General features: G+C 59.7%; 22 protein-coding genes and 4 pseudogenes. 12 read left to right on the forward strand and 14 right to left on the reverse strand.

Annotated elements, in window-relative coordinates:
* Positions 1–25: 25 nt before the first annotated feature.
* The 3 genes and pseudogenes from LXM55_RS32530 to LXM55_RS14870 form a co-directional block, all read left to right on the forward strand.
* A pseudogene (locus LXM55_RS32530) lies at positions 26–1,954 on the forward strand (DUF637 domain-containing protein); the annotation flags it as partial.
* Between the two features lie 34 nt (positions 1,955–1,988).
* Complete coding sequence (locus LXM55_RS14865; protein ID WP_233321051.1) at positions 1,989–2,561, forward strand: YwqJ-related putative deaminase; 573 nt, start codon at positions 1,989–1,991, stop codon at positions 2,559–2,561.
* The gene (locus LXM55_RS14870; protein ID WP_233321052.1) at positions 2,561–3,427 is read left to right on the forward strand and encodes a hypothetical protein; all 867 of its coding nucleotides are present in this window, start codon (positions 2,561–2,563) and stop codon (positions 3,425–3,427) included. The genes LXM55_RS14865 and LXM55_RS14870 overlap by 1 nt, the downstream gene beginning before the upstream one ends.
* Here LXM55_RS14870 and nfi read toward each other — a convergent pair.
* From nfi to LXM55_RS14890, 4 genes and pseudogenes are all read right to left on the reverse strand, one after another.
* Positions 3,411–4,109, reverse strand: a complete 699-nt coding sequence (gene nfi, locus LXM55_RS14875; protein ID WP_233321053.1) for a deoxyribonuclease V — start codon at positions 4,107–4,109, stop codon at positions 3,411–3,413. The genes LXM55_RS14870 and nfi overlap by 17 nt on opposite strands.
* A gap of 230 nt (positions 4,110–4,339) precedes the next feature.
* Positions 4,340–4,576, reverse strand: a pseudogene (locus LXM55_RS14880) (IS5/IS1182 family transposase); the annotation flags it as partial.
* A 52-nt stretch (positions 4,577–4,628) separates the two neighbouring features.
* Positions 4,629–6,156 (reverse strand): annotated as a pseudogene (gene tnpC / locus LXM55_RS14885) (IS66 family transposase).
* Between the two features lie 159 nt (positions 6,157–6,315).
* Positions 6,316–6,588: a hypothetical protein gene (locus LXM55_RS14890; RefSeq protein ID WP_233321054.1), complete on the reverse strand. Its 273-nt coding sequence runs from the start codon at positions 6,586–6,588 to the stop codon at positions 6,316–6,318.
* Positions 6,589–6,876: 288 nt separating this feature from the next.
* Here LXM55_RS14890 and LXM55_RS14895 point away from each other — a divergent pair, with 288 nt between their 5' ends.
* Positions 6,877–7,458, forward strand: coding sequence for a hypothetical protein (locus LXM55_RS14895; RefSeq protein WP_233321055.1), 582 nt, complete (start codon positions 6,877–6,879; stop codon positions 7,456–7,458).
* Between the two features lie 140 nt (positions 7,459–7,598).
* Here LXM55_RS14895 and LXM55_RS14900 read toward each other — a convergent pair whose 3' ends face one another.
* Positions 7,599–8,546: an AraC family transcriptional regulator gene (locus LXM55_RS14900; RefSeq protein ID WP_233321056.1), complete on the reverse strand. Its 948-nt coding sequence runs from the start codon at positions 8,544–8,546 to the stop codon at positions 7,599–7,601.
* A gap of 118 nt (positions 8,547–8,664) precedes the next feature.
* On the reverse strand, positions 8,665–9,408 hold the full coding sequence (locus LXM55_RS14905) for a DUF899 domain-containing protein (RefSeq protein WP_233321058.1): 744 nt from the start codon (positions 9,406–9,408) through the stop codon (positions 8,665–8,667).
* A 193-nt stretch (positions 9,409–9,601) separates the two neighbouring features.
* Here LXM55_RS14905 and LXM55_RS14910 point away from each other — a divergent pair, with 193 nt between their 5' ends.
* A complete protein-coding gene (locus LXM55_RS14910; protein ID WP_233321059.1) occupies positions 9,602–9,994 on the forward strand; it encodes a transcriptional regulator in 393 nt (130 codons plus the stop codon).
* On the opposite strand, the gene LXM55_RS14915 is transcribed toward LXM55_RS14910, so the two are convergent.
* The 3 genes from LXM55_RS14915 to LXM55_RS14925 form a co-directional block, all read right to left on the reverse strand.
* Entirely contained in the window at positions 9,991–10,860 is an 870-nt protein-coding gene (locus tag LXM55_RS14915; protein ID WP_233321061.1) for a DUF6279 family lipoprotein, read from the reverse strand. The genes LXM55_RS14910 and LXM55_RS14915 overlap by 4 nt on opposite strands.
* Positions 10,861–10,925: 65 nt before the next feature.
* Entirely contained in the window at positions 10,926–11,645 is a 720-nt protein-coding gene (locus LXM55_RS14920; RefSeq protein WP_233321062.1) for a TorF family putative porin, read from the reverse strand.
* A 196-nt stretch (positions 11,646–11,841) separates the two neighbouring features.
* Entirely contained in the window at positions 11,842–12,030 is a 189-nt protein-coding gene (locus LXM55_RS14925; protein ID WP_016962619.1) for a hypothetical protein, read from the reverse strand.
* 342 nt (positions 12,031–12,372) lie between these two features.
* Between LXM55_RS14925 and LXM55_RS14930 the strand changes: the two genes are divergently transcribed.
* From LXM55_RS14930 to LXM55_RS14940, 3 genes and pseudogenes are all read left to right on the forward strand, one after another.
* Complete coding sequence (locus tag LXM55_RS14930) at positions 12,373–13,209, forward strand: CvfB family protein (protein WP_233321064.1); 837 nt, start codon at positions 12,373–12,375, stop codon at positions 13,207–13,209.
* A gap of 28 nt (positions 13,210–13,237) precedes the next feature.
* Positions 13,238–13,477 (forward strand): annotated as a pseudogene (locus tag LXM55_RS14935) (DUF2177 family protein); the annotation flags it as partial.
* A gap of 48 nt (positions 13,478–13,525) precedes the next feature.
* A complete protein-coding gene (locus LXM55_RS14940) occupies positions 13,526–14,449 on the forward strand; it encodes a DMT family transporter (RefSeq protein WP_233321065.1) in 924 nt (307 codons plus the stop codon).
* 7 nt (positions 14,450–14,456) lie between these two features.
* Here LXM55_RS14940 and LXM55_RS14945 read toward each other — a convergent pair whose 3' ends face one another.
* Positions 14,457–15,617, reverse strand: a complete 1,161-nt coding sequence (locus LXM55_RS14945; protein ID WP_233321066.1) for a YbfB/YjiJ family MFS transporter — start codon at positions 15,615–15,617, stop codon at positions 14,457–14,459.
* A 104-nt stretch (positions 15,618–15,721) separates the two neighbouring features.
* Here LXM55_RS14945 and ptrR point away from each other — a divergent pair, with 104 nt between their 5' ends.
* Together ptrR and LXM55_RS32430 are read left to right on the forward strand one after the other, a co-directional pair.
* Complete coding sequence (gene ptrR / locus LXM55_RS14950) at positions 15,722–16,615, forward strand: putrescine utilization regulator PtrR (RefSeq protein WP_233321067.1); 894 nt, start codon at positions 15,722–15,724, stop codon at positions 16,613–16,615.
* A 133-nt stretch (positions 16,616–16,748) separates the two neighbouring features.
* Entirely contained in the window at positions 16,749–16,877 is a 129-nt protein-coding gene (locus tag LXM55_RS32430; protein ID WP_011059908.1) for a PA1414 family protein, read from the forward strand.
* Positions 16,878–16,964: 87 nt separating this feature from the next.
* Here LXM55_RS32430 and LXM55_RS32435 read toward each other — a convergent pair whose 3' ends face one another.
* From LXM55_RS32435 to speB, 4 genes are all read right to left on the reverse strand, one after another.
* Positions 16,965–17,093 (reverse strand): hypothetical protein, encoded by a 129-nt coding sequence (locus tag LXM55_RS32435; RefSeq protein ID WP_267924417.1) that lies wholly within the window; start codon positions 17,091–17,093, stop codon positions 16,965–16,967.
* Positions 17,094–17,312: 219 nt separating this feature from the next.
* Entirely contained in the window at positions 17,313–18,692 is a 1,380-nt protein-coding gene (locus LXM55_RS14955; protein ID WP_233321069.1) for a sodium:solute symporter, read from the reverse strand.
* Positions 18,693–18,824: 132 nt separating this feature from the next.
* Entirely contained in the window at positions 18,825–19,019 is a 195-nt protein-coding gene (locus tag LXM55_RS14960; protein ID WP_233321070.1) for a hypothetical protein, read from the reverse strand.
* 105 nt (positions 19,020–19,124) lie between these two features.
* On the reverse strand, positions 19,125–20,075 hold the full coding sequence (gene speB, locus LXM55_RS14965) for an agmatinase (RefSeq protein ID WP_011059912.1): 951 nt from the start codon (positions 20,073–20,075) through the stop codon (positions 19,125–19,127).
* Positions 20,076–20,433: 358 nt separating this feature from the next.
* Here speB and LXM55_RS14970 point away from each other — a divergent pair, with 358 nt between their 5' ends.
* Together LXM55_RS14970 and LXM55_RS14975 are read left to right on the forward strand one after the other, a co-directional pair.
* Positions 20,434–21,327, forward strand: coding sequence for a LysR family transcriptional regulator (locus tag LXM55_RS14970; RefSeq protein ID WP_016962625.1), 894 nt, complete (start codon positions 20,434–20,436; stop codon positions 21,325–21,327).
* Positions 21,328–21,336: 9 nt separating this feature from the next.
* Positions 21,337–21,942: a tRNA-uridine aminocarboxypropyltransferase gene (locus LXM55_RS14975; protein WP_233321072.1), complete on the forward strand. Its 606-nt coding sequence runs from the start codon at positions 21,337–21,339 to the stop codon at positions 21,940–21,942.
* Positions 21,943–22,029: the final 87 nt, after the last annotated feature.

A 22,029-nucleotide genomic window follows, 5' to 3' on the forward strand; every position in this document is an offset into this window, starting at 1 on the left:
GACAACCAGGGCGGCACCTTGAGTGCAGGGCAAGGGTGACCTTGCCTGGAACAGCATGAAGGGCAAGGGCAGCACCGACGAGGCCCTGCGCCAGAGCCAGTTGACGGCCAAGGGCGATTTGGTGATCAAGGCGGTGGATGGCTTGAAGGTCGATGTGAAACATGTCGACCAGGCGACCATCAGCCAGAGCATCGACGCCATGGTCGCGGCTGATCCACAGCTGGCTTGGTTGAAGGAAGTCGAGCAGCGCGGGGATGTGGACTGGCGGCAGGTGAAGGAAGTGCATGATTCCTTCAAGTACAGCCATTCCGGGCTTGGGGCCGGTGCGCAGATGGTCATTGCCATCCTGATTGCCTATTTCACGGCAGGTGCTGCTAGCGGGCTGGTTGCCAGCGGGGCCTCGGCTGCAGGTGCTTCCACGGCGGCGACTACAGCCGGTGGCATGTGGGCGGCCGGTACGGGGGCGTCCTTGCAGGGTATTGGCTGGGCTAATGCGATGGTGACTGCCGGCGCTATGGGCATGACCAGTAATACAGCCATCAGCACGATCAACAACAAGGGCAACCTGAGTCTGGTGCTCAAGGATGTGACGTCCAAGGATGCACTGCGAGGATACGCCGTCTCGGGTATCACCGCAGGGCTGACCGCGGGGCTGTTCGACGGGTGGACGGGGACTAAGGCTGACGTTGCTGGTGCGGCTGGCGCGACCGGGGCCGTTGCGAAGACAACTGCGGTGCTGCCGCCGGGTGGGCTTTCTACGTTGGACGGGGTCGGGCGTTTCGCCGGCAGTCAGATGTTGCAGAACGGTACCTCCGCTGTGATCGACCGCGCACTAGGCGGTAACAGCTCGTTCAGCGATGCATTGCGCAATAGTCTGGTTAACACCTTTGCGGCGGCTGGATTCAAATGGGTTGGTGATATCAGCGGAGAAAACAAACTCAACCTGAAGGATGGGGGATTACCCAAAATCGCGCTCCATGCGCTCATGGGCGGCCTCGCAGCGGAGGCTGCGGGAGGCGATTTCAGGATGGGGGCCCTGTCAGCTGGTGTAAATGAAGCCGTGGTCGGACTGCTGGCCGATCAGTACACCAAGATGCCGAAAGAGGAAAAAAACCAGCTGTTGGTGATGAACTCGCAGCTCATTGGCGTATTGACCGCTGCAGCCGCTGGCGGCGACGCCAAGGATCTGCAGACGGGGTCGTGGGTCGCGAGCAGCGCAACCTCTTACAATCGCCTGTTACATGACGCCGAAAAGAAGGCACTCACGACCGAAGCGGCAGAACTGCAGAAGCGACTTGGCAAGCCAGGGACCGATTTGTCCTGGGACGACTTGCTGCTGCTGGCAGCCAACGCCCATGTAGACGAGACGGAGAACAAGCGGCTGCAGGCGCTGCTGCAGATGTACGGCTCGAATAATCCAGAGGGGCAGAATTTTGCCGGAAATCTGCTTATCGCCCAGCAGAGCATTGCCAAATTGGCAGCCCAGGACATCGTCCTGACCTGGAAGGACGGCCGTCCGATCACGGCCTATGGTGATGAGGTCAAAGCATTCCAGTCCACTGGAAAGCAGTTCCAGGACCACGCGTTGTTCAATACCGTCTCGAAATGGACGCAGGCATCGGGTAACAGCTGGGCCGGTGAAGTCGATATGGTGCCCGAGGCATGGAAGCGGCAGTTTGGTGAGAAGAATGCCGCAATCTACATACGTGAGATTGGGCAGGTCTCGAGCAACCCGGAGGAAATGAAAGACCTGATGGAGCGCCTCTCGGTCATTGTCACGGGCGGTGTGGAGGATGTGACGGTGGACCTGGATATCGCTTTGGCGATGGCAGGGGCGCCTGCTGTGTTGCGGGCGTTGCTGGCCAAGCGGGTTAGTGCTGCAATGGCCGAGGCAGGTGGCGCTGCGGCTGGCAAGGAAACTCTGGTTGATGCGGGGGGGGGCGTCAGCTGGTAGGGGCGCCAGTGGCGGTGCGGGCAAGGGGCCCTGGGTGGACGGGGAATTTGGCCACCTTGATCCGTTGAATAGTGCCGAATTTGACCGCCTGCTTTTCCAGAAGGTTGGTTCAGAAGCTGAGGCGCTAATTAAAGCAGGGGATACTGCCGGCGTCGCGTTGTCGAGGGCAGGTGTACCTGGGCGGGATTATGTGAGCGAGGCGTTCACCAATATCAACGCAAAAGTACCGAACTTCCCTGGGATCGAACGATTTGGTGAGACCAAACAATATTTTACAGTGGTCGATCAGGGGGCGTTCATGCGAAAGGTGGACCAGCTGTATGCTGACACAGGAACGCCGCTGACACCCCAGGTTAGAGAGGTGATTGAAAACCTTGTCAGCAATGGAAAGAGATTTGATGTACAGAATGGTATTCCTGGGTTGCACGCCGAGGTCAGAGCCGTGAATAGTGCACTTACTCGGTACCCAAAGGTATCAATTGATGAGGTGAAAGTGGCCACCTACAAGCTGGCACCTAGGCAGGGTCAAGGCGATAAATTCAAGGCGTGCTCGAACTGCAGCGGTGTACTGAAGGATGTCGATGTGATTACCGGAAGGAGGCACTGATGATTATCAAAAAAAATGCGCTAAGCAACCAAGGTGGATTGTGGACTTTTCGGGACGTGCCATACACCGGGGGCGTGTTGGAACTCTCGAGTGGTCATGTGGTGGGGGGCGGTATGTATGAGGAAGGCCGCTTTGTTGATGTCTACCGTAGCGAGTTTATTCTTGGGGAGGTGCGCAATAGCATCGAAATGGAACGTGACTATACGGGGGAGCAGTTTTATTGGGAAGGTAAGGTTTACAATGGTTTTTCCTATGAGTTCAGCGGAGATATATGTGTCAGCGAGCGCTTGTATGAATATGGCTGGGTGATAGAGGAAGTAACCTACTTTCCAGATGGCCAGTTGCGTACTGTCGAGATCGGGGAGGATGTCCCACAGAGTTATGAGTGGTTCGAAGGCGGCGGGCTGGAAGCGATGACGGTTCACCAAAATAATGTTTTTATGTTTTCATTGAAATTTTCATTGGAAGGGCTAGAGCGGTTGACTTTGTTGGGTGACTACTTTTCTAGGTTGCCGAAAGTGATTGGCTGCATAAGGTTTCCTATGTTACGTGATAAAGCGGAGCTCTCCTCTCTTAAGTGTGCGGGCCGAGTTTTACTCAGTGGGGATGGTATTGACACGGCCGTGATTGGTTACATTTTTTTGGGCGAAAATCAGCGGCGTATCAGAGAGTTGGAGTTGGATGGTGTCAATGGGACGCCGGAACTCCTGCAGTGTTTGAATAATCTTCAGCAGTTGAGTGTATTGAAAATTGTGGCTGCTAAGCATTGCTTTGACTGGTGGCGTGAAGGGTGCGTACAGTTTCAGATACTTCGACCCGAATGTGATGTGTATTTAAATAATCGCAAGGTTAGTTTGGCGGGGTGATGGCGTATTTGTTCTGTTCGTAAAATTGCTTTCCATGTCGATCTGCAAGCCGTGTTGTTTCTGGTAATCGATAGTTGCGTGTGACGTTCAATACCCAGTGGCAGGCGGTTTCAAGGGAAATTCGGTGGCCGATTGAAACGAACACAGGTTTTACATTTTCTTGAGTCCTGAGCACGGCCCCGATTAGTTCGTCACCGTCGAACAGGCCTGAGTGGCATCCCCTTTCATTAAGGGGAGGTGCGTATTCACCGATGAAACGACTTTTTCCGCATCCAATAGTGGGTATGTCATAAAGTACCCCCAAGTGTGATGCCAAGCCAAACCGACGAGGGTGAGCTATACCTTGCCCGTCGCAAATGATCAGGTCAGGTCGGTGGGTTATAGTTGATAAAAGTCTTACGATTGAAGGCAGTTCTCTAAACAAAAAAAGACCAGGTACATAAGGGTATGACGCCATGCCTGCCCATGCATGGCTTTCGATAGTTTCTAGGCTGTGCGCATCAACTATAGCAATAGATGCAATTAGTGTGTCGTTATTTTTATGGTAGGCAACATCAATTCCAGCGATGCGGTTTACCACTCCCAGTCGATCTTTTTTGACTACTTGCTTTGAGAGTTTTATTTGTAAGTCTATTGCTTCGCTGGGAGGAATGTCCCAAGCATGTCTTATGGCAGGTAGCATATAAGGGGCTCTGGTGCGCTGGTTTGAGTAGGCTGATATTTTATATACATACTATGCAATTTTCGACTGCTGGAAAGTTTATCCTGTTGCGAGTCTGGAAGGTCTTATGCTTAAGGAAACTCCGAACAAGTCAGCGACGGGCATTTGATTGGCGACCGAATCGCTTTTCAGCCTGGTCTTCGGCGGCAGGCTTCACCAGAAACCCGGCTTTTGACCGGGGGGTCTGCGTTTTACAGGCACACTTCTCCCGTTTCAGCCAGCAACTCTCGGCGGGCCATCCATAGATTCGACAGGGCGAACAAGATGACCAGTTGCGCGGTGTTTTTGGCCAGGCCTCGGAAGCGTACTTCGATTTTGCGGAACTGTCGTTTGATCACCCAAAATGAATGTCCGACCTTGGCCCACATCTGCTTTTTTGCCTTCTCGATCGTGCGCCTAGTCTTGTACAGGACACTGCGTTTGCTCGGCTGTTTGGTATGCGATCCATAAACCCCACCAACCCAACAGCGGGGCAACGGTTTACTGTGGTATTTCTGGCGAGCAGTTCCACGGCAGTAGCGCCTCGTAGTCCTTTACTGAAGGCATGCGGCAGCCGCTCTAGTATGTGGCATAGCCACGTATAAGGCTCTTGGCCGTTGACCTTGGCGGTCTCAACCAGGGTATAGATCTTCGCGCTGGCACCGGCACCGTTGACGGTATCGCTGAACAGCCGGGCCTTGCGCCCGGTGACAAACGGCTTGATGGCTCGCTCAACTGCGTTATTGTCGATAGGCAAATAGCCCGCTTCAACGTAGCGCTCAAACCTGTTCCAGTTATTCGCCAGATAATGCACGGCCTTGCCCAACAGCACTTTGTGCTGTCACCTGAGCCTGGGGGTTCTCCAGCCAGCTTTTCAGTTGTGCCAGGATCGGCAGGCTTTTCTCCTGTCGACCTACAAACCGCTGTTTATCGCTGACGTCCTTGAGCTCACGCTCGATGGCGTACAGTTTGTTGATCATCGTCAGCGCGATATCGGCCCGTCAGGTTTTACCCTTGGGCTGCACTTTTGGCGCGTCCACGAACTTGCGTCGTGCATGGGCCATGCCCGCCAGACGTTCCACATCGGATTGCAACGCCAACGCGTTATAGCCGGCGTTATCGTCGGTCATGACATAACCACGGTAATTTTCCAGCAGACGCAGTGGCTCTTCCTGAGCACGGCTGGACGCGTAATCAAACAGCACGACTTTACGATCTGGCGGGCCGATGGCTTGCACCCACATCCAGGATTGGCTGGTCGGGTCTCGAACCGGTTCTTTCAACACCTGGACACGGGTTTCATCGCAGTGGATTATCGGACTTTCCAACAGGCGGTCACGCATCAAATTAATCAGCGGCTGGAAGTGTTCACTGCACTGGATAATCCAGCGAGCCGGCGTTTGCCGAGGGATCTCGATGCCGTGTCGGCTCAGCACAATTTCGAAGCGGTGCAGCGGCAGACCATCGACGTATTTAGTCGTTAACAGCATGGCTAATACGCTTGGGCTGGCCATGCTCTTTTCGATCAGTTGCGCAGGTTTTTCAGCCGTGAAAGGCGCTGCTTCGCAGCCCCTGCACCCGTAGATCTTGCGGATATATTTGATGGCCCGGATCTGCATCGGCACGATGTCCAGTTACTCGCTGGTATCTTCGCCGATGGCATGTTTGCGGCAACCGCAAGCACAGGTCAATTCGTGGATGATTTCGAGGCGGGCAAATCAGCGGACAGCGGCTTGCGTTTGCCACGACGAGGTGGCTGCTCAACAACCTCATCATCGGCGTCGCCAAACAACGACATGGGTTTGCTTTCAGGCTCATTGAACAAGGCCAGTTGCGGGGTGTTGGGCTCAGCGGTTTGCTCGGATTTGCGTCCAAACCGACGGTTACGCAATAGCTTGATCTGTTCGTTCAGATCGACGATGTGGGGCTGATAAGCCTGGGCCGATTCCACCTGGTGAGTGAGCACCTCAAACAGCAGTTGCTTGAGCAGAACAGGATCATCAGGAAGGTCATCGGGCAGAGAAATCATGACCCGGATTATACCAAGTCACGCTGAACTGGACGGGTACTGTGCTTTTAGTTAGATGTCAAGGTTGAAGTCGGGCTGCTTTATACCGCCCCTTTCTGTTTATGCGAATTTTCAACAGGCTGCGTTTTCACACCGCCTGATCAAGCCGCCCTTTTTAGCTTACTGGAGCACTTGTTCCTGCATCCGCCTCGTCGTCACATCCATCAAATCACACCCATCTCGCAGCAAAATACTGCACACCAGCGACAGTTCCTGCAGCACCACTGCACCTTTGGGCGCTTCATCAGAAGCCGCGAAGTTTTCCAGTAGTTGAGTCACAGCGCGAATGCGATACGCCGCTGCATCGTGCAGGACGTCAATGGGGGCTTGGGTATCGATCAGCAGTGAGGGGATGTTGCAGTCGTGGCCGGTAATAGCTTGATAACGCGTCATTTATTGAGCCTCTTTAGTTTGACTGAGGACTCTGTAGATCAGGTCGCCAAACCCGGTCGTCCATTCAACGACCCCTCGACTATATCCAGCGCTTCCTCTGTCCTTAAAGCCCCATTCCTACTGGATCGTCTGCTTCTGCTGTAAGGCAATTCCTAATTTGCCGAGAGTATCTTTTCGAGCCGGTCCGTCGCGATTTTCCTGGCTTACAATGCCGCCGCTCATCGCCATACCAGAGATGCTTTTCAGGTGGCGGTGCGTTGTTGAAAACCCTCTCAAGGAAGATCCGTCATGCGTCTTTTTTCGTTGCTGTTCACTCTCGTTCTACTCTCCGGTTGTGCTTCCACGCCGGACTATTACATCTCGCCCAAACCGGTGCAGATTCCCGCCACCGCCACTTACTGGATCGACACCTTCAACCTGCAATTGGTCGGCGAGAGCGAGCGCTTTCTGCCCGAGGACAAGTTGCGTCAGCAACTGGGCATGGAGTTGATCCGGCAATTGGGCAATGCCAATCGCTACGCCGCCAGCAAGGACAGCGCCGACTACCTGCTGGATGTGGATGCGGTGTACAAGCGCCGGCTCAGTGATTCCAAGGGTGGGCTGGTGTCGATGGTCGTCGATGACAATACGATCCTTGCCAGTGTCGATTTCGGTTACAAGGTGCAGGTCAAGCGCGGCGGCGCCGAGGTGCTGCATTTCGCTCAGGAGCGCCAAGGCTTGCAGCCTGCCGGGGCCATGGGCCAGTTGCGCAATATGAAGAGCATGCTGGGGGTGATCACCAACAGCGGTAATTCGGATGTGGAGAATTTCTACATTCGCACTCTGCCGAAGTTCATTGTCAGTGATATCAAGGCCATTCCTTCGCGCTGAGTAGGTGTGTGGTGGGATGGTAGGAGCGAGCTTGCTCGCGATGAGCCGAGGGCGCTGCGTTCTTCCAGTTGTGGCGCGTTGTCGTTGACGTTCATCGCGAGCAAGCTCGCTCCTACATGGGGATTAACATGCGTTTTGGCTTATAGCGCCTTCACCGGAATACAAATCTCGCACTCCAACTCCCCGGTCTTGGCGTCGTAGTACGCATCCGCCGGATAGCGTTCGAACGCCGGGCGCGGGTCGAACTGCAGGCCGCTCTTGGGCAGCCAGTCACGGCACAGTTCGATCCAGGCGTCGGCGATGGCTGGGCCCAGGCCGCGGTAGTGGGCCACGGCGTAGAGGCCTCCGGGTAGGGTGGTAATGACGGCCGGGGCGTTGGCCTTGAAGTCTTCCGGCACTTCGACGCAGGCGTCGTAGCGGCATTTGTCGGCGGGTGTGAGGTCCGGGTCGTCGTGGCCGATGCCGTAGCGCACGCGGTTGAACAGGTGGTGTTCGAGCATCCATGGCGCGGCGGTTTCGCGCCAGAACAGACCTATGCCGGGGCCGTAGGCGCCGATGTAGCGCAGGTAAGCCACGCGGGTGGCGGGCAGTTGCTGCAGGGTGACGTTCATCGCTGTTTCCTTCAGGTGAATGATGGCGTCAGGATCGTCGAAGGCCGGGATGTGGGTCTGATCAGGATTGCGCAATTCACGCAGGCGCCGTTCTCGGATGTCGTCGAGGCGGCGGTGCCAGCGTTTGGGTTCGGTGTCGCGCCAGGTGCTGGGGGAGACCGAGAAGTGTTGCTTGAAGGCTCGGGAAAAGGCTTCGCCGGAGCCGAAGCCGACTTCCAGTGCGATTTCCAGGATCGAGGCTTCGGGGCGGCTGGCCATGAGGTAGGCGCCGCAGGCCAGGCGCCGGCGACGCAGGTAGACGCCCAGGGGCTCGCCGACCCAGGCGCTGAACAGGCGGTGGAAGTGGTAAGGCGAGAAATGCGCGACCCGCGCCAAGTCCGCCAGCTCCAGCGGTTGGTCCAGGTGTTGGTCGATATGCTCCAGCACCCGGTTCATGCGCAGGGTGTATTCATGGAGGCTGTGATAGGCGGCGCTCATGTCTTCAGCTTAGTTGGCTGGGTGGGTCGTCGCAGTCTGCCGCAGATGTGTGCCGTTGATGAGTGCGATTCGCCGGCAAGCCGGCCCCTGAGGGAGGCCTTTGCCGGCGAACAGGCTCTCAAGCGTCACCACAGCAACTGTCACTCTGGCCCTTGGGCGCTTCTTCATAGCGGTCGTGGTGTCGAACCCAGTCCATGATCTGTTCTTCGTTGCGCCCCTTGGGCGTCAGGTCGAGGAAGTTGTAGGCCCCCAGCAACAGGTCCAGTCCGCGGGCATAGGTGGAATAGGTGTGGAAAATATCACCTTGTTGGTTGCGATAGAACACGCTCAGGCCGGGTAGCTCCCGCTCATCGCCACTGGCCTGTTCGTAGTTGTAGCTGGCGGTTCCCTGGGCCAGTTGCTCGTCGCTGAGGCTGACGCCAAAGTCCTGGTTGAAGTCATCGCCGGCGCTGGAGTACCAGTCGAAGTGCCAGCCCATGCGTTGGCGAAAGGCTTGGAATGCGGCGTAGGGCGCGTGGGACACCGCCACCAGCGCCACATCGTGGTGGGTCAGGTGCTGGTTGGCGCCATCGAAGTGGTCTGCCAGGAACGAGCAGCCCTTGCAGCCCTCTTTCCAGCCGGCGCCGAACATGAAGTGGTAGACCAGCAGTTGGCTATGGCTGCCGAACAGCTCGGCCAGGCTTAGCGGGCCATTCGGGCCTTGAAACTGATAGGGCTTGTCGATCTTTACCCAGGGTAACGCCCGGCGTTCGGCGCTGAGTTGGTCGCGGTGGCGGGTAAAGGCCTTTTCGTGGATCAGGTGCTGTTTGCGGGCTTGCAGCCATTGTTCCCGGGAGACCACGGGATGATGGGTAGCGGACATGACATTTTTCCTCAGGCAGTGGGCGAAAGGTCTTACACACGCTAGTCGTTTGGCGCCGGGGCCGATCGACAAACCGCCCAGCGGTTTTCCGCTCGGGGGCGGGCATCCGGGGTGGATTTCCTGAACGGCCGAAAGCCCAGTCGGTCACAACCTGTGAAGGCATTTCCTGCTCTTATCTGGAGGTTGAATCAGCATGACAACTTACAATTGGGATCTGATCGAACGGCTGTTGCACGAAGTGCAGAATGGCGCCGGCCACAGCTTTACTCCTCGGCGCTATGCCGAGCAGCATGCAGCGGCCAAGGCGGCGCAAGGCGAGCCCGCCGGCAACCTGGATGATCTGAAAGTCACCGCCACCGAGTACGAAAAATTACTGCTGGATCGGGGATTTATCGAGAGCCGACCGGAAGGTCAGGGCGGCAATGGCGAGAACTTCGTGCTTACGCTCCGCGGCTCCAGCCTGCTGTGCCTGATCGACAGCAGCATTCCCGGTCATGATCACCCGCGCCAAGTGCTGGACGAGCAGGCTGATGCGCTGGAGTCGGCAACTTTCGATCTGCTGGCGTCCAAGGCCCAGATCGCCTAGCCCTGGCCGGCACTCTGCAGGCATTTGAGCTCGGCGAAGTCCTTGCGCACCGCGTCGATTTTCTTCAGCAGACGCTGGCGTTGGGCCGGGCTGCTGTGCGCCATCAGGTCCACCAGCAGGCTGCGTGCGGCCTGTTCGGTGTGGGCGTAGGCCTGGCGATAGTCCGGCGTCCATAAGCTCTCGCGGTGCACCAGCAACTGCTCGATGCGTTGTGGGAAATCGCTGTTTTGCCGTTGCGCCAGTGCGGCGCTGAACTGTGCCTGCCAGCGGGCGCGGTTGGCGATCCACTGTTGGTTCTGCTCGCCCAGGCTGGCGGACCATTGCTCGATGCGCTGCTGCTGGTTCGGGTTCAAGGGGCCGAGCCAGGCATGCAGGCGCTTGCTCATGCGTTGGCTGCGCTGCGCGATCTGCTGTGCCAGTGGCGGCTTGAGGTATTGCTCCTGGTGCTCCTGCAGGTCTTTGGTGAAGGCCGTGTTCATCTCTTGGACTTGCTGATCGTCCAGGCCCTGGAGCAACTCCACGGCGGACGGAGTGATCTGCCGCGCGGTTTCGGCAATGGCCTGCTTGGCCTCCCGGGCGCGCTCTTGCAGACCTTCGTCACTGATCTGGTTGTACTGCACCATGTGTTGCAAGCGGTCGAGCCAGCTCAGATAGCCCGGCAATTGGGTGCTGCAATGCCAGCTCAGGTGCTGTCGCAGACGCTGGTTGAACCAGCTCTTCTGCTCGCGGTTCATGTCCAGGTAGTCGTTGAGGGTCCAGGGAATGATCACGTCCAGGTTGCGGTAGGCCAGGCCGACGCGGCTGCAGGCGCCCAGCAGCAGGCTGATGATCAGGAAGGGAATGAGCAGGTGCCAGCGTCGCGCCATGTTCGAGTCCTTGCGGGGGCGGGTTGCTGTATCTGAACCCTGAACGCGCCTCGCCGTTCAGACGTTCAGTAAAACGCCCGCTCGGCCTTGAAGGTGAGCAGGCCATCGCACTGGGGGTTGTGCCCGGAGTAGGCGCTGCAGTCGTTGCCGCTGAGGCTGGAGTCACTGTAGATCAGGTTCAGGTCGATCCCCAGCCAGGGGCGCGAGAGCTTGACCGACCAGTCGTTGAAGCCGGCCACGTAGCCACCGTTGGCCACAACGACGCCATTGTTCAGCCGATGGGTGGTGTATTTGACGCTGACGCCGATGCCGAACGGCGGGTTGCCACCCAAGTCGGCGAACAGTGTGCTGTTGCGTTTGTCCGGGTCGTTGCTGAAGGCGGCGCCAAAACGGCTGCCCAGCAGAGTCAGGCCGCCGTAGAACTCTTGGCTGTCCTGGGTCCGCAACTGTGGGTAGTTGTAGTGGATCGTCCCCAGCTCGTAGCCCAGGGTCTGGTCGAAGGGCTGCTTGAAGCCCAGGTAGGAATCCACTTCCAGCTTGCTAGAAGGGCTAAGGCCCATGCTCGGGGACCATTGGCCGGCGTACCAGCCGCTGTCGTGGCTCAGGTCTAGGCCGCCATGGAACGAGCCACTGGACGAAGGTTTGACCAGGCCCTGGGCCATGCTGCGGCTGGGGCTGGTGCCCAGTTTGAGGTCGAAGTCGCCCAGCTCGCGCTGAAAAATCTGCCCGTGGGCGATGGTGCAGGTCAGCAGCAGGCTGCCGGCCAGCAATGAGGGTTTGAGCATGCAGCACTCCCTGAACTGCGCGGAGTGACAACCTGAAAGTCGGCTGAAACGATTGATCCAGAAGGGCCAAAGGATACCGGCGAATGCTTTTTGCTGAAGGCCGTTCGTCGATTTCTGGTAGTGGGAAGGAGAGAAGGTGCCAGTCCTAGCGCTTTGAGGGCAAAGCGCTAAGGGACCAGGATAATGCGCGGGGGTATTACTTTTTGCCCAGGCTGATCTGCTTGGACGGGCCGAAAGTCTGGCCGCTGACGCCTTTGGCGATTTGCTGGATTTCGCCGCCCGATTTCAGGAACGCTGCGATTTGTTCGTTGATCGATTCGCTGGTTTCAACGGCGGGAGCTGGTTTTGCTTTGCTATTGGAGGCTTTTACTCGCATGGCGGCCATTTAACCTTTGGGGAAAATTAATTTGGCCAGGCATCTTATCAGAAATACTTGACAATTGCTTGGTAAATATCCTCGGAAACAGGGTGCTGCTTTCTTCTATTTTTCCTAAGTTTATTTTCCGAATATTTGCCTAAGTCGCTGTTTTAACTAAATACCCATCAGCAGAAATGTCCTTGCGCAGTGGCCTGCGCAAGCCCGATGCGCCGCTGTTTGCCTGACGAGTGGCGGGTCAGCGGCCGGGAAAGCCAGAAAAATCAAGGATTTCATGACCGTCGATTCAGGAGCGTCAACGTCAGCCTGGAAAACAGGTAGAATGCCGCCCACGCAATGAGGGTATTGGAAATGGCTTTAGTCGGGCGCTACAACAGTTTGCAAGTGGTTAAACACACTAACTTTGGTTTGTATCTGGACGGTGGAGCGGACGGCGAGATATTGCTGCCCAATCGTTATATTCCCAAGGATATTCCCAGTGAAGATGAAGACTGGTTGAATGTTTTTGTCTACTTGGACAGTGCTGACAAGTTAATCGCAACTACCGAAAAGCCGAAAGTTCAAGTGGGTGAGTTCGCCAGTCTCAAAGTTGTCGAAGTTAACAGTATCGGGGTGTTCCTGGATTGGGGGCTGCCCAAGGATCTGCTGCTGCCGTACTCCGAAGAAAAGCGCCAGATGAACGCCGGCGAATACTGCGTGGTGCATGTCTATCTGGACAAGCACACCCGCCGTATCACCGCCACGGCCCGTCTGGATCGCTATCTGGACAAGACACCGGCCAACTACAAGGCCGGTCAGGAAGTCGACTTGCTGGTGGCCGAATCCACCGACATGGGCTTCAAGGCGATCATCAACAATAAGCACTGGGGCCTGATCCACAAGAACGAAGTGTTCAAGTTCCTGCGCTCCGGCATGCAAGAGAAAGGCTTCATCAAGGAAGTGCGGGCTGACGGCAAGATCAGCCTGAGCCTGCAACCTGTCGGGGAACAGGCGGCCACCAGCCTGAACTCGAAGATCCTCGCCAAGTTGCGGGAAAACAATGGCTCCCTGGCAGTCAGTGACAAGAGCGACCCGGCATTGATCAGCAGTTTGTTCGGGGTCAGCAAGGGCAACTTCAAGAAGGCCATCGGCGCCCTCTATAAGCAGGGTCAGATTGTCATCCACGCGGATCGCATCGAGCTAAGCTGAGGCTCACTTCACGCTGCAGGCGAGGTTCATGAAAACCACCCTGGTTGCCTGGCTCGCCACCTTGCTGGCGTTCCCTGCTGCTCGACGCGCTTTGGTTGGGGCTGATGGTGGGCCCCACCTACCGGCCCCTGCTGGGTTCGCTGCTGGAACAGCCACGGCTGTTGCCGACATCGCTGTTCTATCTCCTCTACGTTACGGGTTGCCTGCTGTGCGTCCCGCCCTGCAGCAGGGCGGCTGGCGTCGGGCAGTGCGCCTGGGGGCGCAACTTTTTATCTTGGGTAGGTGTCATGTCATTCAAACACTGTGAGGAACAGCGGTGAGCATCGAACGGCGCAGCGCCGACGGCTTTGCCCTGCAGGTGATGTTGGGGTTGTGCCTGATCTGGGGCGTGCAGCAGGTGATGATCAAGTGGGCCGCGGCGGACATCGCCCCGGTGATGCAGGCTGCCGCCCGTTCCGGGATCTCGGCGCTGCTGGTGGCCCTGTTGATGTGCTGGAAGGGCGGTTGGTCCCAGGTTTCCAGCACTTGGCGCGGCGGCTTGCTGGCCGGTGCCCTGTTCGGCCTGGAGTTCCTGTTCATTGCCGAAGGGCTGAAGCTTACCAGTGCGGCACACATGTCGGTGTTTCTCTATACCGCGCCGATCTTCACCGCCCTGGGGGTCAACTGGCTGTTGCCCAGTGAGCGTTTGCGGCCTCTGCAGTGGCTGGGGATTGTCCTCGCGTTCATTGGCATCAGCATCGCCTTTGCCGCCGGGGTCTCGCTGGACAATCTCGACCGGCGCATGCTCCTGGGCGATGTGCTGGGCTTGCTGGCTGGGCTGGCCTGGGGGGCGACCACGGTGGTGGTGCGGGCTTCGCGATTGTCCGAGGCGCCGGCGACCCTGACCCTGTTCTATCAATTGATCGTCGGTTTCGTCGGCCTGTTGCTGATTGCCGTGCTCAGCGGCCAGGTCACCCAGGTCAGCCTGACCCCGGTGGCGGTAGCCAGCGTGTTGTTCCAGGGCCTGGTGGTGTCGTTTTTCAGCTACCTGACCTGGTTCTGGCTGCTGCGGCGTTATCTGGCAGCGAACCTGGCGGTGTTTTCCTTCATGACCCCGATGTTCGGCGTGACCTTCGGCGTGCTGTTGTTGGGTGAACCCTTGAGCCTCAACTTCGTGCTGGGGGCAATGCTGGTGCTGTTGGGCATCACCTTTGTCAGTGCCGAGCAGTGGCTGCGGCGGCGGATCAAGCGCTTTCTGTAGCCTGCGCCTAGGACAGCGCCGTGCAGCGCTGCGCTTCGGGCCGTTGTTGCCAGAGCAGGCTGGCACCGAGCAGCAGGCCGCAACCCGCCACTATCAGCGCCAGGTGCAGGTTGCCATTGAAGTGGCTGCTCAGGGCGGCCAGTAACGGACCGCTGAGCTGACCGACGGCGAAGCACGCGGTGAGCAGGCCGGCGTTGCGCTGCGCCGACTGCGGTGCCAGTTCCCGGGAGCGTTGCATCACCAGTTGCATGCAGGCCAGGAACGGCGTGCCGCACAACAAGGCCCCCAATACCAGCCCCAGGCCGCTGCCCAACAGGCAGGCGAAGACCCCGAGGGCTTGCAGCCACAGGGTTGCTATCAGCCATTGGCGGGTACTGTCCGGGCTGTGCCGCCGTAGGCTGACCAGGGCCACTCCGATGGCGGCGGCCAGGCCGAAGCCGGGCCAGAACAGGTCAGCCTGCCACTGGCCCTGGAAGCGCGCATTGGCCATCTGTGACAGGAACGTCGCAGGAATGATGTAGCCCACGCCGTACAGGGCGTAGACCAGCCCCAGGCGCGCCACGCTGTGTTCGCTGGCAGCGTTGCCCTGCGAGGCAGCACTCGGGCGTGCCGAGGCCGGAGGCAGGATCGGCAGGATCACCAGCAGCATCAACCAGGCGACGGCGGCATACAGCAGCCACAGAGTGGCCGAGCGTTGCCCCAGCAGATTGGAGCCCAGGGCCAGCAGCCCGGTCAGCATGATCCCCAGCCCCGGGCCGGCAAACACCAGGGCGCCCAGCCGCGGCCGGCCCGCCGCCTGCGCCAGGGGCTGGCTTAGGGCGGTGATCATCACCAGGACCCAGGCACTGGCCACGCCGGTGCCGAAGCGCAGCACCAGGTGCGGCCAGAAGCCCTGGGCCCAGAACGAGGCCAGGGTCAGCAGCACGCACAGCCATAGGCCGCCCAGCAGGCGCAGGCGTACCTGCGCCGGGCGCCGGGCGAACATGGCGTCCAGCGCACCGAGGAAATAACCCAGGTAGTTGGCGGCGGCAATCAGCCCGGCGGCGGTCAGGTCGACCTGGCCTTCGCTGATCAGGTGCGGCAATTGCGGGGTCAGGGCAAAGCGGCCAATGCCCATGGCCATCATCAGGGCAATGAAGCTGGCAAGCAGGCGGAGCAGGGGAGACATGGTCGGGCTTCCATCGGCAGGAACAATGAGCGTCAGGCTAGGACTGATTGACTTTCTATAAAAATGAATAATATTGAGTAACTTGTTCAGTTTTGGAGAATGTCGTGGAGTTCAGCCAATTGCGCATCTTCCAGGCCGTGGCCGAGGAAGGCTCCATCACCCGCGCCGCCGAGCGCCTGCACCGGGTGCCGTCGAACCTCTCGACCCGGCTCAAGCAACTGGAGGAGCAATTGGGAGTCGAGCTGTTCCTGCGCGAGCGCCAGCGCTTGCAGTTGTCGCCGGCGGGCAAGGTACTGCTCGATTACGCCGCGCGTCTGTTCGCCCTGCACGACGAGGCCCACGCAGCCGTGCAGGGTGGCCAGCCCGCGGGAGAGTTTGTTCTGGGGACCATGTACAGCACGGCCGCGATTCACTTGCCAGCGTTGCTGGCGCGTTATCACCGGGCCTATCCGGCGGTGAACCTGCAAGTGCAGTCCGGGCCCAGTGGTGAATTGCTTGAAGGCTTGCTCACCGGGCGCCTGGATGCAGCCCTGGTGGACGGGCCGCTGGAGCTGGCAGGGCTGGATGGGGTGCCCCTGTGTGACGAGACCCTGGTGCTGATCAGCGAGATCGACCATCCGCCGGTGTGCACGGCCCGGGATGTGGAGGGCCGTGCGGTGTTCACCTTTCGCCAGGGCTGCGCCTATCGCATGCGCCTGGAGTCCTGGTTTGCCCACTACCATGCGGCGATGGGCCGGGCCATGGAGATCGAGTCCTACCAGGGCATGCTGGCTTGTGTGATCGCCGGTTCCGGAGTGGCGCTGATGCCTCAGTCAATGCTCGACAGTTTGCCGGGGCGCGAGAGTGTGGCGGTGCATGCTCTGGCCGAACCCTTCGCGTGTGCCAGCACCTGGTTGATGTGGCGCAGGGGCATGGTCGGGGCCAACCTCAATGCCTGGATCGAGCTGCAGCAAAGCGCTGGCGTGGGGCTTGCGGAGCCAGCGCGGGCGCATGGCTGAAGGGGCAGTGGCGATTGGCTTCAATCCAGTAACAGTTCATTGCTATTGCGCTGCAGCGCGCCGGAAAAGATCGGACTATTATCTGCTTGAGGCGGCGCAGAATCGCCGCTCGGCACGACCCTGAGGGGGCACTATGAAAGATAAACTGCAAAGCTGGCTGCACGACCTTGGCGTCGCACTGGGCCTGATCGAGCCACCGCTGCAACCGGTGCCGATTCCTACCGACGAAGAACTGCGGCGCCGTCAACAACGTCGTCGTTGAGGCCGATGCGAGAGCGGAGTGCAGACTCCGGCTCTCGCGGGTGTTTTCTGGCTGGCAGTCGCCAGCCACCCACCCGGAGCGATCGGGTCAACCTTGATCTTGCCGGGACCTTTCCAACCACCGCTGCGCCAGGTATTCGACCTTCTCCAGGCGCCAGAGCAGCCACTCGATCTCCTGCTTGTCCGGCCCGAGTGCGCTGCAGAGCGCTTTGCTCATCGAAAACATTCACCCAGCCCCTGGCGGATCAGCAGGTGCACGGCCGCGCGTGCGTGGGCAGGATTCATTTGCGTCGCGTCCGGTAGGTCGGGGGAGGGCTCAGGCGGGACGGGCAGCGTCGGCGATGGCATGGCGAGGGTTTCTTGAGGACGAAAAAAAACGGGTGCGGCCACCGACGCCGCACCCGTCGAAGAAAAACTTCAGGCGTCCGACTTCAACTCAGATCGCGTTGGCCAGTGGCACCGAGCGTCGGGAAAACAGGCTCACCACCACGAAACTCACCAGGCCCACGGCCAGGCTGTAGTAGATCGGGGTGTTGGCATCCAGGCCGTCCTTGAACATGAACACCAGGGCGGTGACAAAGCCCAGGCCCATGCTGGCGATGGCACCGGCGGTGGTGGCGCGTTTCCAGAAGATGGCGCCAATCAGCGGGATCAGCATGCCGCCCACCAACAGGTTGTAGGCCAGGGTCAGGGCGCTGATCACGTCGTTGACCACCAGGGCGATACCCAGCACCACGATGCCGGTGAGGAAGGTGAACAGGCGGTTAATCCCCAGGCTCGACTGCTTGCCGCCGCGCAGCCTTGGCAGCAGGTCTTCGGTCAGGGTGGTCGAGGCGGCCAGCAGGCCGGCGCTGGCGGTGGACATCATGGCGGCCAGGGCGGCAGCGATCACCAGCCCGCGGATGCCGTCCGGCAGCGAGGCTTTGACGATGGCGGCGAACGCGTTGTTGACGTTGTCCAGGTCCGGCAGCAGGACATGCGCGGCCATGCCGATCAGGGCGCAGGCCAGGCCGTAGAGGATGCAGTAGAAGCCCGCCAGGGTGCCGGCGTATTGCGCGACTTTCTCGGTCTTGGCGGTGAACACCCGTTGCCAGATGTCCTGGCCGATCAGGATGCCGAAGAAGTAGATCATGAAGTAGGTGATGATGGTGTCCCAGCCGATGGTGGTGAAGCTGAAGCTGGAAGCCGGCAGCTTGGCCACCAGTTCATCCCAGCCCCCCACGCGGTACAGGCAGATCGGCAGCAGGATGAACATCAGGCCCACGGTCTTGATCACGAACTGGACGATGTCGGTGAGGGTCAGCGACCACATGCCACCGATCGCCGAATAGACCACCACCACGCCGCCGCCCAGCAGCACCGAGATCCAGAACGGCAGGCCGAACAGCACTTGCAGCACGGTGCCGATGGCGAGGATCGAGGTCACTCCGATCATCAGTGCATAGGCCAGCATGATCACAGCACTGGCCTGGCGGGCCATGGGGTTGTAGCGCTTTTCCAGGACCTGGGTGACGGTGAAGATACGCAGCTTGAGCAGTGGCTTGGCCAGCAGCAGGTTCAGGGCAATGATCCCCGCGCCCAGGGCGGCGCACAGCCAGAAGCCGGAAATGCCGTGGACGTAGCCCAGGCGCACGGTACCGACGGTGGAAGCACCGCCCAGGACGGTGGCGGCCATGGTGCCCATGTACAGGGTCGGGCCGAGGTTGCGGCCGGCCACCAGGTAGTCCTCGTGGGTCTTGGCCTTGCGCATGCCGTAGTAGCCGAGCACGAGCATGCCGGCGGCATAGATGAGTACGACAAATAGATCTAAAGCCATGGTGGCGTGTCTCCGATTATCTTTTTTATGTGAAACAAACGGTTCATGCAGGCGCTGGTTGCGCGGCGAAGGCGTGTTTGAGTCTTCAGTAAGACTCAAGGGCTCTATCGCGGGTCCTGTGGCTCCAGAGGGTTATCCAGGCAGCAGTGCGCGACTTGCCAGCAGGCTGCTGACACCGCTGTTGGCGGTGCTGGAGTCGGTGGCTTTGATGATGTCGAGGGGCGCGCTGGCCAGGTCGCAAGGCCCGCTGCCGCGCTCGTGGTCGAGGAACTGTTCGACCCTGTTGGTTGAGATGTCGCTCAGGCTCTTTTCTTTGTTGTTATGCATGATCTGCTCCGATCACGTTGGCTAAGGTGTTGCACTCCTTTGCCTGCACGGTTCCATGGCCGCGCTCATGGGCGAGCGCGGCAGCAGCCTTCCGAAGGCCGGGTTTCAGCGATGGGCCACGCCAGGCAGTACGCAGAGCATTTCGTACAGCAGGTTGGCGCCCAGCAGCGAGGTGTTGCCGGTGGTGTCATAAGGCGGCGAGACCTCCACCAGGTCACAGCCGACCAGGTCCAGGCCCTGGCAGCCACGGACGATCTCGATGGCCTGGATGGTGGTCAGGCCGCCGATTTCCGGAGTGCCGGTGCCAGGTGCCCAGGCCGGGTCGATGCCGTCGATGTCGAAGCTCAGGTACACCGGACCATTGCCGACTTTTTCGCGAACTTCGGCCATCAGGGGTTCCAGGGACTTGTGCCAGCACTCTTCGGCCTGGACCACGCGGAAACCCTGCTTGCGGCTCCAGTTGAAGTCTTCGGCGGTATAGCCCTGGGCACGCAGGCCGATCTGTACCACTCGGTCGCAGTCCAGCAGGCCTTCTTCCACGGCACGGCGGAAGGTGGTGCCGTGGGCGATCTTCTCGCCGAACATGTGGTCGTTGACGTCGGCGTGGGCATCGATGTGCACCAGCCCGACCTTGCCGTGTTTCTTGTGGATGGCCCGCAGGATCGGCAGGGTGATGGTGTGGTCGCCACCCAGGGTCAGGGGAATCACGTTGTGCTCAAGGATGCCGTCGTAGGCTTCTTCGATGATGCGCACCGCGTCCAGCAGGTTGAAGGTGTTGATTGCCACGTCGCCGATGTCGGCCACCGACAGCGAGTCGAACGGAGCGGCACCGGTGGCCATGTTGTAGGGGCGGATCATCACCGATTCGGCGCGGATTTCCCGCGGGCCGAAACGGGTGCCGGCGCGCAGCGAGGTGCCGATGTCCAGGGGCACGCCGACGAAGGCAGCGTCCAGGCCGGCAGCGGATTGCAGATGGGGAAGACGCATCATGGTGGCGATGCCGCCGAAGCGCGGCATTTCGTTGCCGCCCAGTGGTTGGTGGAGAATCTTGTCCACGGGATAGGCCTCATCGTTGTTTTATATTTATGGGGTCGGCGGCGCAGCGAATCCTGCCCGAACAACCGAGTGGACCGATTCTGCGAAATGTAGTGCGGGGAAAGAATCGCTACGGACAAATACTTAGTTCAGATTTTTCTAAACTAATGGCGGCGGGCGCGCTAGACTCCTGCGCTGCTCCCAGGGCTCCTCGCAGCCAGGGAGCTTGCTCCCGTTGGGAGGCGCAGCCTCTGTTATCCGGGTTGCACGGTCAGATTGGAAGTGGGCATGGACGTCATCGGGGCAGCTTTACTGCCCGGCGGGAGCGTGCTTCTTCGCCACAGGGAGGTTGTTGTTTTGCCTGTTATCGGAGCCTGTCATGGCCAACGCTTTACCTGATCTGAAACTATTGCGCATCTTTGTCAGTGTGGTGCGGCATCAGGGGTTCGCCAATGCCCAGCACGAGCTCAACCTCTCGACCTCAGCCATCAGCACCTACATGAGCCAGTTGGAAGCTTCCCTGGGGCTGGTGCTCTGTCATCGGGGCCGGGGCGGGTTCAGCCTGACCAGCAAGGGTGAGTTGTTCCATCAGGAAACCCTGCGCCTGCTGGCTGAACTGGAAGGCTTCGAGCAATATGCCGCGGCCCTCAAGGGCGAGTTGCGCGGGACTCTGAACCTGGGGGTGATCGACTCCACGGTGAGCGACAAGGCCTTGCCGTTCGCCGAGGCCATCGGTGCCTATAGCCAGGAGCATCCGGCGGTGCACCTGCACTTGTCGGTGATGAGCCCGCATGAGCTGCAACTGGGGGTGCAGGACAACCGTCTGGACCTGGCCATTGGCGCTTTTTCCACGCGCATGAGCGGGCTGGTGTACATGCCGCTGTACCGTGAACAGCACTGGCTGTACTGCAGCAACCGTCATCCGCTGTACAGCGAGCGGCGCATTCCCGAGCAGGTGATTACCCAGCAGCGCATGGTTGGCCGCGGTTACTGGAGCCAGGCCGAGCTGGCCCGGCACGGCTTCAAGCACAGCGCGGCGACCGTGGAAAGCATGGAGGCACAGTTGATTCTGGTGCTGTCCGGCGCCTACATCGGCTACCTGCCGGAACATTACGCCCAGGCCTGGGCCGACAAGGGCGACTTGCGGGTGCTGCTGCCGGCGACCTTTGGCTACCAGGCGCCGTTTTCCATGATCATGCGTCGCGGGCGCGGTCGTGAACCGTTGATCCAGACGTTTCGCGACCTGCTCAAAGCCCAGCTCAACCAGTCATAAGGAGCCCCCATGTCCCGAGCACGCTGCGAGCGTTGCCTGCGCCCTGCCGGCCACTGTCTGTGTCCGCTGATTCCACAGCTGTCCAGCCGCACCCGAGTGCTGCTGTTGCAGCATCCCAGCGAGGTCAACCATGCCTTGAACACTGCACGACTGGCTGCGTTGGGATTGAGTAACGCCGAGTTGGTGGTTGGCGAGGTGTTCGAGGATTTGCCGGTGCTGCTCGCTCAGCCCGGATACCGCGCATGCCTGCTGTTCCCGGCGGATGATGCCCAGCCATTGCAGGCTTACGCCGAGACGGATGAACCGCTGCTGCTGGTGGTGCCCGACGGCACCTGGCGCAAGGCGCGCAAACTGCTGCACCTCAACCCCCTGCTGGCGGCTTTGCCGCGGGTGACGTTGGCGGTCGCAACGCCCTCGCGCTATCGCCTGCGCAAGGCTCCGGGGCCGGGAGCCTTGTCAACCCTGGAGGCGATTGTCCAGGCATTGCAGGTGCTGGAAGCGCCGGCCTCGTTCGAGCCGCTGCTGCGGCCCTTCGAGGCACTGATCGAAGGGCAGATTGCCGCGATGGGTGAAGACACCTACCAACGCAACCACGGCCTCAGCCCTTCCTTGTAGGAGGGGATTGTCCGCGAAAACGGGGGCAGGGCTTGCCCGACTCTTCGCCGGCAAGCCGGCTTCCGCAGGTCAGTGCGGGCGTGTTCG

It is taken from the genome of Pseudomonas sp. Au-Pse12 (genome assembly GCF_021341665.1).
Taxonomy (GTDB): domain Bacteria; phylum Pseudomonadota; class Gammaproteobacteria; order Pseudomonadales; family Pseudomonadaceae; genus Aquipseudomonas.